General features: G+C 53.2%; 13 protein-coding genes. 11 read left to right on the top strand and 2 right to left on the bottom strand.

Going from position 1 to position 13,811, the window contains the following annotated elements; genetic code table 11:
- The first annotated feature begins 1 nt into the window (after position 1).
- The 4 genes from mepA to C0K55_RS01380 are packed head-to-tail and all read left to right on the top strand — an operon-like array spanning position 2 to position 2,494.
- Positions 2-826, top strand: coding sequence for a penicillin-insensitive murein endopeptidase (gene mepA / locus C0K55_RS01395; RefSeq protein ID WP_001043833.1), 825 nt, complete (start codon positions 2-4; stop codon positions 824-826).
- Positions 826-1,635: a sulfite exporter TauE/SafE family protein gene (locus C0K55_RS01390; protein ID WP_000447350.1), complete on the top strand. Its 810-nt coding sequence runs from the start codon at positions 826-828 to the stop codon at positions 1,633-1,635. Before mepA ends, C0K55_RS01390 begins: the two co-directional genes overlap by 1 nt.
- Positions 1,635-2,183 (top strand): elongation factor P hydroxylase, encoded by a 549-nt coding sequence (gene epmC, locus C0K55_RS01385; protein WP_001516797.1) that lies wholly within the window; start codon positions 1,635-1,637, stop codon positions 2,181-2,183. The genes C0K55_RS01390 and epmC overlap by 1 nt, the downstream gene beginning before the upstream one ends.
- A 32-nt stretch (positions 2,184-2,215) precedes the next feature.
- Positions 2,216-2,494, top strand: a complete 279-nt coding sequence (locus C0K55_RS01380) for a YfcL family protein (RefSeq protein WP_000559761.1) — start codon at positions 2,216-2,218, stop codon at positions 2,492-2,494.
- 590 nt (positions 2,495-3,084) lie between these two features.
- On the opposite strand, the gene mnmC is transcribed toward C0K55_RS01380, so the two are convergent.
- Positions 3,085-5,091: a bifunctional tRNA (5-methylaminomethyl-2-thiouridine)(34)-methyltransferase MnmD/FAD-dependent 5-carboxymethylaminomethyl-2-thiouridine(34) oxidoreductase MnmC gene (gene mnmC / locus C0K55_RS01375; RefSeq protein ID WP_105266022.1), complete on the bottom strand. Its 2,007-nt coding sequence runs from the start codon at positions 5,089-5,091 to the stop codon at positions 3,085-3,087.
- A 158-nt stretch (positions 5,092-5,249) separates the two neighbouring features.
- Between mnmC and fabB the strand changes: the two genes are divergently transcribed.
- Together fabB and C0K55_RS01365 are read left to right on the top strand one after the other, a co-directional pair.
- Positions 5,250-6,470, top strand: coding sequence for a beta-ketoacyl-ACP synthase I (gene fabB, locus C0K55_RS01370; RefSeq protein WP_000817180.1), 1,221 nt, complete (start codon positions 5,250-5,252; stop codon positions 6,468-6,470).
- A 286-nt stretch (positions 6,471-6,756) separates the two neighbouring features.
- Positions 6,757-7,935, top strand: a complete 1,179-nt coding sequence (locus C0K55_RS01365) for an MFS transporter (protein ID WP_000127795.1) — start codon at positions 6,757-6,759, stop codon at positions 7,933-7,935.
- Here C0K55_RS01365 and flk read toward each other — a convergent pair.
- On the bottom strand, positions 7,932-8,927 hold the full coding sequence (gene flk, locus C0K55_RS01360; protein ID WP_000615850.1) for a flagella biosynthesis regulator Flk: 996 nt from the start codon (positions 8,925-8,927) through the stop codon (positions 7,932-7,934). The genes C0K55_RS01365 and flk overlap by 4 nt on opposite strands.
- A gap of 99 nt (positions 8,928-9,026) precedes the next feature.
- On the opposite strand from flk, the gene pdxB reads away from it, so the two are divergent.
- From pdxB to accD, 5 genes are all read left to right on the top strand, one after another.
- Positions 9,027-10,163: a 4-phosphoerythronate dehydrogenase PdxB gene (pdxB, locus tag C0K55_RS01355; RefSeq protein WP_000699165.1), complete on the top strand. Its 1,137-nt coding sequence runs from the start codon at positions 9,027-9,029 to the stop codon at positions 10,161-10,163.
- Between the two features lie 65 nt (positions 10,164-10,228).
- Positions 10,229-11,242: an aspartate-semialdehyde dehydrogenase gene (locus C0K55_RS01350; protein ID WP_001289148.1), complete on the top strand. Its 1,014-nt coding sequence runs from the start codon at positions 10,229-10,231 to the stop codon at positions 11,240-11,242.
- Positions 11,242-12,054: a tRNA pseudouridine(38-40) synthase TruA gene (gene truA / locus C0K55_RS01345; protein WP_001283594.1), complete on the top strand. Its 813-nt coding sequence runs from the start codon at positions 11,242-11,244 to the stop codon at positions 12,052-12,054. Before C0K55_RS01350 ends, truA begins: the two co-directional genes overlap by 1 nt.
- 27 nt (positions 12,055-12,081) lie before the next feature.
- Complete coding sequence (locus tag C0K55_RS01340; protein ID WP_000364342.1) at positions 12,082-12,741, top strand: DedA family protein; 660 nt, start codon at positions 12,082-12,084, stop codon at positions 12,739-12,741.
- Between the two features lie 155 nt (positions 12,742-12,896).
- Entirely contained in the window at positions 12,897-13,811 is a 915-nt protein-coding gene (gene accD / locus C0K55_RS01335; RefSeq protein WP_000118402.1) for an acetyl-CoA carboxylase, carboxyltransferase subunit beta, read from the top strand.

Below are 13,811 nucleotides of genomic sequence, written 5' to 3'. Positions count from 1 at the left end.
AATGAACAAAACTGCGATTGCGCTGCTGGCCCTGCTTGCCAGTAGCACCAGCCTGGCAGCAACGCCGTGGCAAAAAATTACCCAACCTGTGCCGGGTAGCGCACAATCGATAGGCAGTTTTTCCAATGGCTGTATCGTCGGCGCTGACACGCTGCCGATACAGTCCGAACATTATCAGGTGATGCGTACCGATCAGCGTCGCTATTTCGGTCATCCGGATCTGGTGATGTTTATCCAGCGTCTGAGTAGCCAGGTGAACAATCTGGGTATGGGGACGGTGCTGATTGGCGATATGGGGATGCCCGCAGGTGGGCGTTTCAACGGCGGCCACGCCAGCCACCAGACCGGACTGGATGTCGATATCTTCCTGCAACTGCCGAAAACTCGCTGGACCGCCGCGCAACTTTTGCGTCCGCAGGCGCTGGATTTGGTTTCCCGTGATGGCAAGCATGTCGTCCCAACGCTGTGGAAGCCGGAAATTTTCAGTCTGATCAAACTTGCTGCGCAGGACAAAGACGTGACGCGCATTTTTGTTAATCCGGCGATTAAACAACAACTTTGCCTTGATGCAGGCACCGATCGTGACTGGTTGCGGAAAGTGCGACCCTGGTTCCAGCATCGCGCACATATGCATGTACGATTACGTTGTCCTGCCGATAGCCTGGAGTGTGAAGACCAACCTTTACCACCGCCGGGCGATGGTTGCGGGGCAGAACTGCAAAGCTGGTTTGAACCACCAAAACCGGGAACAACAAAGCCTGAGAAGAAGACACCGCCTCCGTTGCCGCCTTCCTGCCAGGCGCTACTGGATGAGCACGTGATCTAATGGAAACGTTTAATAGCCTGTTTATGGTTTCCCCGCTGTTGCTGGGAGTTCTCTTTTTTGTCGCGATACTGGCGGGATTTATCGACTCGATTGCCGGTGGTGGTGGGTTACTCACTATTCCGGCATTGATGGCGGCGGGGATGTCTCCGGCTAACGCGCTGGCAACTAACAAACTGCAAGCCTGCGGTGGCTCTATTTCCGCCACCATCTACTTTATTCGCCGCAAAGTCGTCAGCTTAAGCGATCAGAAACTCAATATCGCCATGACCTTTGTCGGCTCGATGAGCGGCGCACTGCTGGTGCAGTATGTTAAAGCTGATGTGCTGCGGCAAATTTTACCGATTCTGGTGATTTGTATCGGTCTTTATTTCTTACTGATGCCCAAACTGGGAGAAGAAGATCGCCAGCGTCGGATGTATGGGCTGCCATTTGCGCTGGTCGCAGGGGGCTGCGTTGGTTTTTACGACGGATTCTTTGGCCCGGCAGCCGGATCGTTTTACGCACTGGCCTTCGTTACGCTGTGCGGCTTTAACCTCGCCAAAGCCACCGCCCATGCCAAATTACTTAACGCAACGTCAAACATCGGCGGTCTGCTGCTGTTTATTCTCGGCGGCAAAGTGATTTGGGCGACAGGATTCGTGATGCTGGTGGGGCAGTTCCTCGGCGCGCGTATGGGTTCAAGACTGGTGTTGAGCAAAGGACAAAAACTGATCCGCCCGATGATCGTTATCGTCTCGGCGGTGATGAGTGCCAAATTACTTTATGATAGCCATGGACAGGAGATCCTCCACTGGTTGGGGATGAACTAATGAACAGTACACACCACTACAAGCAGTTGATTGAAATTTTTAATAGCTGCTTTGCCGATGAATTTAATACCCGTCTGATTAAAGGCGACGACGAACCGATCTATCTTCCTGCTGATGCGGAAGTTCCATATAACCGAATCGTCTTTGCTCATGGCTTTTACGCCAGTGCTATCCACGAGATTTCGCACTGGTGTATTGCCGGGAAAGCGCGCCGTGAACTGGTTGATTTTGGTTACTGGTATTGCCCTGACGGACGCGATGCCCGGACGCAAAGCCAGTTTGAAGATGTTGAAGTTAAGCCGCAGGCGCTTGACTGGTTGTTCTGCGTGGCGGCGGGATATCCGTTTAACGTCAGTTGCGACAACCTGGAAGGCGACGTCGAACCGGATCGTGTGGTATTCCAACGACGGGTTCATGCGCAGGTGATGGATTATCTGGCGAACGGTATTCCTGAACGTCCGGCACGCTTCATAAAAGCATTACGAAATTATTATCACACGCCGGAACTTACGGCGGAACAGTTCCCGTGGCCGGAAGCGCTCAACTGAAGCCAGCGCCACGTTTACAATGAGGAAAGAAGATGATCGCGGAGTTTGAATCACGCATTCTGGCATTAATCGACGGTATGGTTGACCATGCCAGTGATGATGAGTTGTTTGCCAGTGGGTATTTGCGTGGCCACCTGACGTTAGCCATCGCAGAACTGGAAAGTGGTGATGACCACTCCGCCCAGGCGGTGCATACAACCGTTAGCCAGAGTCTGGAGAAAGCGATTGGTGCGGGTGAATTGTCGCCACGCGATCAGGCGCTGGTGACCGATATGTGGGAACACCTGTTTCAGCAGGCTTCACAGCAGTAAGTTGTGGCGTCTGGAGCACCATGCCTGATGCGACGCTTACCGCGTCTTATCAGGCCTACAGGTCACACGTGGGTCGGATAAGGCGTTCACGCCGCATCCGACATTGGGAGCACCATGCCTGATGCGACGCTTACCGCGTCTTATCAGGCCTACAGGTCACACGTGGGTCGGATAAGGCGTTCACGCCGCATCCGACATTGGGAGCACCATGCCTGATGCGACGCTTATCGCGTCTTATCAGGCTTACAGGTCACACGTAGGTCGGATAAGGCGTTCACGCCGCATCCGACCTTGGGAGCACCATGCCTGATGCGACGCTTATCGCGTCTTATCAGGCTTACAGGTCATACGTAGGTCGGATAAGGCGTTCACGCCGCATCCGACCTTGGGAGCACCATGCCTGATGCGACGCTTATCGCGTCTTATCAGGCCTACAGGTCATACGTAGGTCGGATAAGGCGTTCACGCCGCATCCGACATTGGGAGCACCATGCCTGATGCGACGCTTATCGCGTCTTATCAGGCCTACAGGTCACACGTAGGTCGGATAAGGCGTTCACGCCGCATCCGACAAACAATGCCAAAGCAGATTACCCTACCTTAACCGCTTTACCCTTCAATAACTTCCGTACCCATAACCGATTTGGATTTAATGCCGCCAGCGTACTGGCATCCATCGGAACAGGTTCTTCACTCATCTGTGCCGCCAGAATCTCGGCGCACAGCGGGGCAGAGCACAAACCGCGCGAACCCAAAGCAGCAAGCATAAAGAGATCGTCATAGACTGGTGCGCTTACCGCTTCATCTTTCTGTTCCGCCAGCGAGGTATATTCCGCGAGCGTGGCGTCATAATCGGGGACATTTCCCACCATGGGCAGATGATCGCGCGTGGCACAACGTACACCACAACGAGCCTCTTTATCACTGACATCAACTTCTTTCGTCCACTGCGCCTGCGGGAAGCAATCAATCAACCGTTGGCGATTCTGCTGCTGATCGTCCTCACTGTAGGTCGTATCTTCACTACCGCGGTGATAACTGGCACCAATACAATGGTGCTGATTCGCCGGATTTTGTGGTGTGAGATAACCGTCATAGCACAGCACCTGCTTCAGTTTCGCCAGTTCCGGCGTTGTCGGAATATGACTGACCTGTCCGGCAACCGAATACACCGGTAGAGGTGACGTCTGGCTGAATCGGCTGATTTGATGCCCGTTCGCCAGTACCACCACGCTATGCATCACCTGCTGATGATCTGCAAATGTCAGTTGCCACCCGTCATCCTTACGCAATAAATCCTGCAACTGATGTTGATAACGAATCTGCAAACCTTGCTGTTCCGCCTGTTCCAGTACATTACGGGTAAGTTCTGCCGGACATAGCCAGCCGCCTTGCGGATAAGTAATACCGCCACAATTTGTCGCAACACCTGTAATGTTTTCAACCTCATTTGCGTTGACCGCCATCGCCAGATCTGCGGGTAAATCCATCGATAACATCTGCGCGATTTTGTGCTGGCTTTTCTCATCCCAGGCTAGCTGCGTTACGCCGCACCAGTCATGATTAAATTTAACGGGTAATTGACCGTAAAGCCGACGGGCAAAAGTAAATGCATTAGAGAAAAAGCGGTTCAGCGCCTCATCGTGTTTGCTTAATAACGGATACAGCGCTCCCTGACGATTACCAGAAGCACCAAGCGCGGGAGCGTTATCCGCGCAGTAAAGCGTTACCTGCCAGCCGCGCCGCAACAGCGCCAGTGACAACAACGCGCTGGCGATACCGCCGCCAATAATCGCCACTTCCCGTTTGTTGCTACCTGTGCGATTAAAGCACGGTGCGGAAGAGGGCAGTGATAATGTCTGTTCCATCACGCCGCAAAGCATCTCCCGTTTCCGCCCAAAACCCTTACGCTTTTGCATCGTGAATCCAGCTTCCTGCAAGCCCCGGCGGACAAAACCGGCAGACGTGAAGGTTGCCAGCGTGCAGCCAGGACGTGCCAGACGCGCCATGGCGTTAAACAAATTTTGCGTCCACATATCCGGGTTTTTCGCTGGCGCAAAGCCGTCCAGAAACCAGGCATCCACTTTTTGATTTAGTGAATTGTCCAGTTGGCTGGTGAGTTCGTTAATATCGCCAAACCATAAATCCAGCGTTACGCGGCCTTCATCGAGCAATAAACGATGACAACCGGGCAAGGGTAAAGGCCACTGCGCCTGAAGCTGTTTCGCCCACGGTGCCAGTTCTGGCCAGTGTTGATGTGCTAACGATAAATCAGCCTGGGTGAGGGGAAATTTCTCAAAACTAATGAAGTGCAATCGCTGCAATTGTGCCTGTGGATGCGCTTCGCGAAACTGATCAAATGCCTGCCATAGCGTCAGGAAGTTTAATCCGGTGCCGAAGCCGCTCTCTGCTACCACAAACAGAGGATGTGGATATGTGGGAAAACGTGCCTCTAATTGGTTACCCCCCAGAAAAACATAACGCGTCTCTTCCAGTCCGTTATCGTTGGAAAAATAGACATCGTCAAAATCTCGGGAAACAGGTGTACCCTCAGCATTAAATTCGAGGTTGGCAGGTTGTATAGCGTAGTGTTTCACGTAAGTTACTCGTCTTACAGGCGGTGGCTCGATCTTAGCGATGTGTGTCAGGCTGCGCAAATTTCTCTATAAATTGTCTGATCGGACTTGTTCGGCGTACAAGTGTACGCTATTGTGCATTCGAAACTTACTCTATGTGCGACTTACAGAGGTATTGAATGAAACGTGCAGTGATTACTGGCCTGGGCATTGTTTCCAGCATCGGTAATAACCAGCAGGAAGTCCTGGCATCTCTGCGTGAAGGACGTTCAGGGATCACTTTCTCTCAGGAGCTGAAGGATTCCGGCATGCGTAGCCACGTCTGGGGCAACGTAAAACTGGATACCACTGGCCTCATTGACCGCAAAGTTGTGCGCTTTATGAGCGACGCATCCATCTATGCATTCCTTTCTATGGAGCAGGCAATCGCAGATGCTGGCCTCTCCCCGGAAGCTTACCAGAATAACCCGCGCGTTGGCCTGATTGCAGGTTCTGGCGGCGGTTCCCCGCGTTTCCAGGTGTTCGGTGCTGACGCAATGCGCGGCCCGCGTGGCCTGAAAGCGGTTGGCCCGTATGTGGTCACCAAAGCGATGGCATCTGGCGTTTCTGCCTGCCTCGCCACACCGTTTAAAATCCACGGTGTTAACTACTCCATCAGCTCCGCTTGTGCGACTTCCGCACACTGTATCGGTAACGCAGTCGAGCAGATCCAACTGGGCAAACAAGACATCGTGTTTGCTGGTGGTGGCGAAGAGCTGTGCTGGGAAATGGCGTGCGAATTTGACGCGATGGGCGCGCTGTCTACCAAATACAATGACACCCCGGAAAAAGCCTCCCGTACTTATGACGCTCACCGCGATGGTTTTGTTATCGCTGGCGGCGGCGGTATGGTGGTGGTTGAAGAGCTGGAACACGCGCTGGCTCGTGGTGCTCACATCTACGCTGAAATCGTTGGCTACGGCGCAACGTCTGATGGCGCAGACATGGTTGCTCCGTCTGGCGAGGGCGCGGTTCGCTGCATGAAGATGGCGATGCACGGCGTTGATACCCCAATCGACTACCTGAACTCTCACGGTACTTCGACTCCGGTTGGCGATGTGAAAGAGTTGGCAGCTATCCGGGAAGTGTTCGGTGATAATAGCCCGGCGATTTCTGCAACTAAAGCGATGACCGGTCACTCACTGGGCGCTGCGGGTGTGCAGGAAGCAATCTACTCTCTGCTGATGCTGGAACACGGCTTTATCGCCCCAAGCATTAACATTGAAGAGCTGGACGAGCAGGCTGCGGGACTGAACATCGTAACCGAAACGACCGATCGCGAGCTGACCACCGTTATGTCTAACAGCTTCGGCTTCGGCGGCACCAACGCCACGCTGGTAATGCGTAAGCTGAAAGATTAATTCTGCGACATGTCGGAGTCGGTTGGAGCAGGTCGGATAAGACGCGTAAGCGTCGCATCCGACATTACGCGCCAGCTCCGCATTCGGCAGTAACGCAAAAGGGAGCCTGATGGTTCCCTTTTTCACATCATTGACAATCGCTGTTTGTTCCAGGCAAACTTCTTGCTTTGTCGATTTCCTGCTGAAAATACGTACGCGTTAAACCCTTCCAACGCACTGTAACCCTGAAAACCAGAGAGATAAGACGGGGAAATTCTTCGCCTTGCGCTGCATTCTGGAGTAATGCATGACTGCTGTAAGCCAAACAGAAACACGATCTTCTGCCAATTTTTCGCTTTTTCGCATCGCTTTTGCGGTTTTTTTGACCTACATGACCGTAGGGTTACCTTTGCCGGTGATCCCACTTTTTGTCCATCATGAGCTAGGCTATGGCAACACCATGGTCGGAATTGCCGTTGGCATTCAGTTTCTGGCTACGGTATTAACACGAGGTTATGCCGGACGGCTGGCCGATCAATATGGGGCAAAACGTTCAGCACTTCAGGGCATGTTATCCTGTGGCCTGGCCGGTGGTGCTTTATTGCTGGCCGCGCTTTTACCCGTTTCTGCGCCGATTAAATTTGCCCTGCTGGTCGTCGGGCGTTTGATCCTTGGCTTTGGTGAAAGTCAGTTGCTGACTGGTGCTCTGACCTGGGGATTAGGCATCGTCGGGCCAAAACACTCCGGAAAAGTGATGTCGTGGAATGGGATGGCGATTTACGGCGCACTGGCTGTCGGCGCACCGCTTGGCTTACTGATCCATAGTCATTACGGTTTTGCCGTCCTGGCACTTACGACAATGATACTGCCGTTGCTGGCGTGGGCCTGCAATGGCACGGTGCGCAAAGTACCAGCTCTGGCGGGAGAACGCCCCTCGCTGTGGAGTGTCGTCGGTCTTATCTGGAAGCCTGGGCTGGGCCTGGCGCTTCAGGGCGTGGGCTTTGCGGTTATCGGGACCTTCGTTTCGCTTTACTTTGCCAGCAAAGGATGGGCGATGGCGGGCTTTACGCTCACCGCCTTTGGCGGCGCATTTGTCGTAATGCGCGTAATGTTTGGCTGGATGCCAGACCGTTTTGGTGGCGTAAAAGTGGCGATAGTCTCTCTGCTGGTAGAAACGGCCGGCTTGTTGATGCTCTGGCAGGCACCGGGAGCGTGGGTCGCATTAGCGGGCGCGGCGTTAACCGGGGCTGGGTGTTCGCTTATATTCCCGGCCCTGGGTGTGGAAGTGGTTAAACGCGTTCCTTCCCAGGTGCGCGGCACAGCGCTCGGTGGCTATGCCGCGTTTCAGGATATCGCCCTCGGTGTTTCCGGGCCGCTGGCGGGTGTTCTGGCGACCTCGTTTGGCTACTCTTCGGTATTTCTTGCCGGGGCGATATCGGCGGTGCTGGGGATTATTGTGACGATACTGTCGTTTCGCCGGGGTTAACCCACTAGCCAGATCAACATCACAATGATGACGACGAATAATATCCACAGGCTGGGGCGCATTGACATTTCTTTCATCGTGTCAATTAATGGGGTAAAGGGATTGAGCAGCGGTTGAATATCACGCGGTTCAATGCCTTTCACCCGCCGCTGATAGAGCTGGTTAAGGATATCTTCGGCCTGTGCAGACGTCAGGGCTGATTGTGTTGAAAGCCCATACTTTTGCTCAACATACGTCGATAATACCGTCAACTCGCTTGCATCCAGTGGCTGCTTTAGCGCCATCTGGAGTGACTCCAGCGTCGGAGTGTGTTGCTGACTTAACGCCTGACGAGCCTGTAACCAGGTGACCAGATGGTTAAACAGTTTCGCCGGAATCAACTCGCCATCTTTCACCCCTGAAAGTTCCAGCATCGATTGCCAAATCTGTTTGCTGGGTTCCCCTGTTGCCGCCGCGAGTTTGGTGACCAGTTGCTTGAGCGTATTGTGTTCCGCTGGTAATAAAGGTCGGTCGGTCGCCTGGCGCTGTTGCGGCTGCGGGATAACCATCTTCCCTTCCTGTAGTAGCGTCAGGACGGTTTTTAATTGCTCTGGTGAGAGTTGATTTAGAGGCGTCTGACCAAAGTTATGCCGGATATAATCCGTGACGGCCTGACGATTATTCCCCAGACGTAAATACTCCCCCAATTGGGCCAAAAGTTGGCGGACAGAATAACTTTTTTGCGCAGACAGCAAACGTTGCGCAAGGTTTTGTTCTGCTGCCGGGAAATGGCGTGAAAGCAAAGGTGAATCACCCGGCAGACCGATGTCGTGCTTTATATTGGCCCACAACTCTGCGCTCTGCTGTTGCGTCAGCGAAGTCACTTTGATCATCAAACTTTCCAACGCGGTACGTTGCAAGCTGGATAAAGGCTGATTGCCTGCGCCAGACGACAGGTTATCCCCCTGACCTGGTGGTTGCGCAGGAGGAGGGCCTGAAAGAGGTTGTATCATTACGTATCCTTATACCTGAAATCATCGCAAGTATGCCTGGCCGCGAGATTATGGCACACTTGTCCGGTTAACTCTCGTTCTCATACAGGTAGCACAAACGTGAAAATCCTTGTTGATGAAAATATGCCTTATGCCCGCGAATTATTTAGCCGTTTGGGTGAGGTGAAAGCGGTTCCGGGGCGTCCAATTCCAGTCGCAGAACTGGATGGCGCGGATGCGTTGATGGTGCGTTCGGTCACGAAAGTGAACGCGTCGCTGCTGACGGGGAAATCAGTAAAATTTGTTGGCACCGCCACTGCGGGGACCGACCATGTTGATGAGGCATGGTTGCAGCAGGCAGGGATCGGTTTTTCTGCCGCACCTGGCTGCAATGCGATTGCGGTAGTGGAATATGTTTTCTCGTCGTTGCTAATGCTTGCCGAACGCGATGGATTTTCACTGCATGACCGTACCGTGGGGATCGTGGGAGTTGGTAACGTTGGTCGTCGATTACAGGCGCGGCTGGAGGCGTTGGGAATTAAAACCTTGCTTTGCGATCCGCCACGCGCCGATCGTGGGGATGAGGGAGATTTCCGTTCTCTTGATGAGCTGGTTCAGCACGCGGATATTCTGACGTTCCATACACCACTCTTTAAAGATGGTCCGTACAAAACGCGGCATCTGGCGGATGAAAAACTGATCCGCAGCCTGAAGCCGGGGACGATTTTGATTAACGCTTGCCGTGGCGCAGTCGTCGATAATACCGCACTGCTGACCTGTCTGAATGAAGGCCAGAAGTTAAGCGTGGTGCTGGACGTCTGGGAGGGCGAGCCAGAACTCAACGTCGAGCTGCTGCAAAAAGTGGATATCGGCACGCCGCATATCGCGGGCTATACCCTCGAAGGTAAAGCGCGTGGCACCACGCAAGTGTTTGAGGCTTATAGCAAGTTTATTGGTCATGAACAGCACATCGCGCTGGATACCTTATTGCCAACACCAGAATTTGGCCGTATTACGCTGCATGGCTCGCTCGATCAGCCAACGCTAAAAAGGCTGGTGCATTTGGTGTATGATGTACGCCGCGATGACGCACCGCTGCGTAAAGTCGCCGGGATACCGGGTGAGTTCGATAAACTGCGCAAAAATTACCTTGAACGCCGTGAATGGTCGTCTCTGTATGTGATTTGCGATGACGCCAACGCGGCGGCATTACTGTGTAAATTGGGTTTTAACGCCGTTCATCATCCGGCACGTTAATCTCTTCTTCATGCTCTCTGCTGTAATATCGGCAGGGAGTTTTGCTATTTCTGGAGTAAACCACCATGTCTGAAGGCTGGAACATTGCTGTCCTGGGCGCAACTGGCGCTGTGGGCGAAGCCCTGATTGAAACGCTGGCTGAACGTCAGTTCCCGGTTGGGGAAATTTATGCACTGGCACGTAACGAAAGCGCAGGTGAACATCTGCGTTTTGGTGGTAAGACAATCACCGTGCAGGATGCTGCCGATTTTGACTGGACGCAGGCGCAACTGGCGTTTTTTGTTGCAGGTAAAGAAGCTACCGCCGCCTGGGTTGAAGAAGCCACTAACGCGGGGTGTCTGGTCATTGATAGCAGCGGCCTGTTTGCTCTCGAACCTGATGTTCCGCTGGTGGTGCCGGACGTGAATCCGTTTGTACTGGCGGACTACCGTAACCGTAACGTTATTGCTGTTCCTGATAGCCTGACCAGCCAGTTACTGGCTGCACTGAAACCGTTAATCGATCAGGGCGGTTTGTCGCGCATCAGCGTTACCAGCCTGATTTCTGCCTCCGCTCAGGGCAAAAAAGCGGTGGATGCATTAGCCGGGCAGAGCGCGAAATTGCTCAACGGTATTCCGATTGATGAAGATGATTTCTTTGGTCGTCAGTTGGCGTTTAATATGCTGCCCTTGCTACCGGATCGCGAAGGTAACGTACGTGAAGAGCGCCGTATTGTCGATGAAGTGCGCAAAATTATGCAGGACGAAGGGCTGATGATTTCGGCTAGTGTCGTTCAGGCACCGGTATTTTACGGTCATGCTCAGATGGTCAACTTCGAAGCATTACGTCCGCTGGCGGCAGAAGAAGCGCGTGATGCGTTTTCCCAAAGCGAAGATATTGTGCTTTCTGAAGAGAATGAATTCCCAACGCAGGTGGGCGATGCGTCTGGTTCTCCGCATCTTTCTGTCGGCTGTGTTCGTAATGACTATGGCATGCCAGAGCAAATCCAGTTCTGGTCGGTGGCCGACAACGTCCGTTTTGGGGGGGCACTGATGGCGGTGAAGATCGCTGAAAAACTGGTGCAGGAGTACCTGTACTAATGTCCGACCAGCAACAACCGCCAGTTTATAAAATTGCGCTGGGTATTGAGTACGACGGCAGCAGATATTACGGCTGGCAACGGCAGAATGAAGTCCGCAGTGTGCAGGAAAAGCTGGAAAAGGCGCTCTCGCAGGTAGCGAACGAACCCATCACCGTGTTCTGTGCCGGGCGAACCGACGCAGGGGTACACGGCACCGGGCAGGTAGTGCATTTTGAAACCACCGCGTTACGCAAAGACGCTGCGTGGACGTTAGGCGTAAATGCGAATTTACCTGGTGACATCGCCGTGCGTTGGGTTAAAGCTGTACCCGATGATTTTCACGCCCGATTTAGCGCTACGGCTCGCCGTTATCGCTACATCATCTACAATCATCGACTGCGTCCGGCGGTACTGAGTAAAGGTGTTACCCACTTTTACGAACCGCTGGATGCCGAACGGATGCATCGGGCGGCACAATGCCTGTTGGGCGAGAATGATTTCACCTCGTTCCGCGCGGTGCAGTGTCAGTCCCGAACGCCGTGGCGTAACGTTATGCATATCAACGTCACGCGTCACGGTCCCTATGTGGTGGTAGATATCAAAGCGAATGCCTTTGTACATCATATGGTGAGGAATATTGTCGGCAGCCTGATGGAAGTGGGTGCCCACAACCAGCCGGAGAGCTGGATAGCAGAGCTGTTGGCGGCTAAGGACAGGACGCTGGCGGCAGCAACGGCGAAAGCGGAAGGGTTGTATCTGGTCGCGGTGGATTACCCGGACAGATTCGATCTTCCAAAGCCGCCAATGGGCCCGCTCTTTCTGGCGGACTAATTTTAGTCGTACAAGGCATAGGCAAATATGGACCTGATTTATTTCCTCATCGATTTTATCCTGCACATTGACGTGCATTTGGCGGAACTGGTCGCGCAGTATGGCGTCTGGGTTTATGCCATTTTGTTTGTGATTTTGTTCTGTGAAACTGGTTTGGTAGTGACACCGTTTCTGCCGGGAGATTCGCTGCTGTTTGTTGCCGGGGCGCTGGCCTCGCTGGGAACTAACGATCTCAATGTCCATATGATGGTAGTACTGATGCTGGTTGCCGCGATTGTTGGCGATGCCGTTAACTACACTATTGGGCGGTTGTTCGGTGAGAAATTATTCAGCAATCCGAACTCGAAAATTTTCCGTCGCAGTTATCTCGACAAAACCCATCAGTTTTATGAGAAACATGGCGGCAAAACCATTATTCTCGCCCGTTTTGTGCCAATCGTCAGAACGTTCGCCCCGTTCGTTGCGGGGATGGGCCACATGTCATACCGTCATTTCGCCGCTTATAACGTGATCGGCGCGCTGTTGTGGGTTCTACTTTTTACCTACGCAGGCTATTTCTTCGGTACAATCCCAATGGTTCAGGATAACCTTAAGCTGCTGATCGTCGGGATTATTGTGGTTTCCATTCTGCCGGGCGTCATCGAAATTATCCGTCACAAACGCGCTGCGGCACGCGCCGCAAAATAAAAAGTAACTCCGCGGTTCGACCACTTTTTTATCCAAAGTTTCGGGCTGTTATGTTTTAATGTGCAACATTCATGGTCTGTTGGGGGCAAAAATGGCATTATGCGTCCCCAAAGATAAAGCTGGCATCGAACCAGGTTCAGACAGAAAGGTCCCTAATGAGCTGGATTGAACGAATTAAAAGCAACATTACTCCCACCCGCAAGGCGAGCATTCCTGAAGGCGTGTGGACTAAGTGTGATAGCTGCGGTCAGGTTTTATACCGTGCTGAGCTGGAACGTAATCTTGAGGTCTGTCCGAAGTGTGACCATCACATGCGTATGACGGCGCGTAATCGCCTGCATAGCCTGTTGGATGAAGGAAGCCTTGTGGAGCTGGGTAGCGAGCTTGAGCCGAAAGATGTGCTGAAGTTCCGTGACTCCAAAAAGTATAAAGACCGTCTGGCATCTGCACAGAAAGAAACCGGCGAAAAAGACGCGCTGGTAGTAATGAAAGGCACCTTGTATGGAATGCCGGTCGTTGCTGCGGCATTCGAATTTGCCTTTATGGGCGGTTCAATGGGATCTGTGGTGGGTGCACGTTTCGTGCGTGCCGTTGAGCAGGCGCTGGAAGACAACTGCCCGCTGATCTGCTTCTCCGCTTCCGGTGGCGCACGTATGCAGGAAGCGCTAATGTCGCTGATGCAGATGGCGAAAACCTCTGCTGCGCTGGCGAAAATGCAGGAGCGCGGTCTGCCGTACATCTCCGTGCTGACTGACCCAACCATGGGCGGTGTTTCTGCGAGTTTCGCGATGCTGGGCGATCTCAACATTGCTGAACCGAAAGCGTTAATCGGTTTTGCCGGTCCGCGTGTTATTGAACAGACCGTTCGCGAAAAACTGCCGCCGGGATTCCAGCGCAGTGAGTTCCTGATCGAGAAAGGCGCGATCGACATGATTGTCCGCCGCCCGGAAATGCGCCTGAAACTGGCGAGCATCCTGGCGAAGCTGATGAATCTGCCAGCGCCGAATCCTGAAGCGCCACGCGAAGGCGAAGTGGTGCCACCAGCACCGGATCAGGAACCAGAGGCCTGA

This window comes from Escherichia sp. MOD1-EC6098 (assembly GCF_002965865.1).
GTDB lineage: Bacteria > Pseudomonadota > Gammaproteobacteria > Enterobacterales > Enterobacteriaceae > Escherichia > Escherichia marmotae.
Note: the sequence above shows the minus strand (reverse complement) of the source record. Positions and strands in the feature narration are given on the sequence as shown.

Excerpts from the sequence above, each read along its gene's own strand:
- C0K55_RS01350 (WP_001289148.1), top strand. The coding sequence starts at position 10,229 with ATGTCTGAAGGCTGGAACATTGCTGTCCTGGGCGCAACTGGCGCTGTG.
- epmC (WP_001516797.1), top strand. The coding sequence starts at position 1,635 with ATGAACAGTACACACCACTACAAGCAGTTGATTGAAATTTTTAATAGC.
- accD (WP_000118402.1), top strand. The coding sequence starts at position 12,897 with ATGAGCTGGATTGAACGAATTAAAAGCAACATTACTCCCACCCGCAAG.
- C0K55_RS01340 (WP_000364342.1), top strand. The coding sequence starts at position 12,082 with ATGGACCTGATTTATTTCCTCATCGATTTTATCCTGCACATTGACGTG.
- flk (WP_000615850.1), bottom strand. The coding sequence starts at position 8,927 with ATGATACAACCTCTTTCAGGCCCTCCTCCTGCGCAACCACCAGGTCAG.
- C0K55_RS01390 (WP_000447350.1), top strand. The coding sequence starts at position 826 with ATGGAAACGTTTAATAGCCTGTTTATGGTTTCCCCGCTGTTGCTGGGA.
- truA (WP_001283594.1), top strand. The coding sequence starts at position 11,242 with ATGTCCGACCAGCAACAACCGCCAGTTTATAAAATTGCGCTGGGTATT.
- fabB (WP_000817180.1), top strand. The coding sequence starts at position 5,250 with ATGAAACGTGCAGTGATTACTGGCCTGGGCATTGTTTCCAGCATCGGT.
- C0K55_RS01365 (WP_000127795.1), top strand. The coding sequence starts at position 6,757 with ATGACTGCTGTAAGCCAAACAGAAACACGATCTTCTGCCAATTTTTCG.
- C0K55_RS01380 (WP_000559761.1), top strand. The coding sequence starts at position 2,216 with ATGATCGCGGAGTTTGAATCACGCATTCTGGCATTAATCGACGGTATG.
- mepA (WP_001043833.1), top strand. The coding sequence starts at position 2 with ATGAACAAAACTGCGATTGCGCTGCTGGCCCTGCTTGCCAGTAGCACC.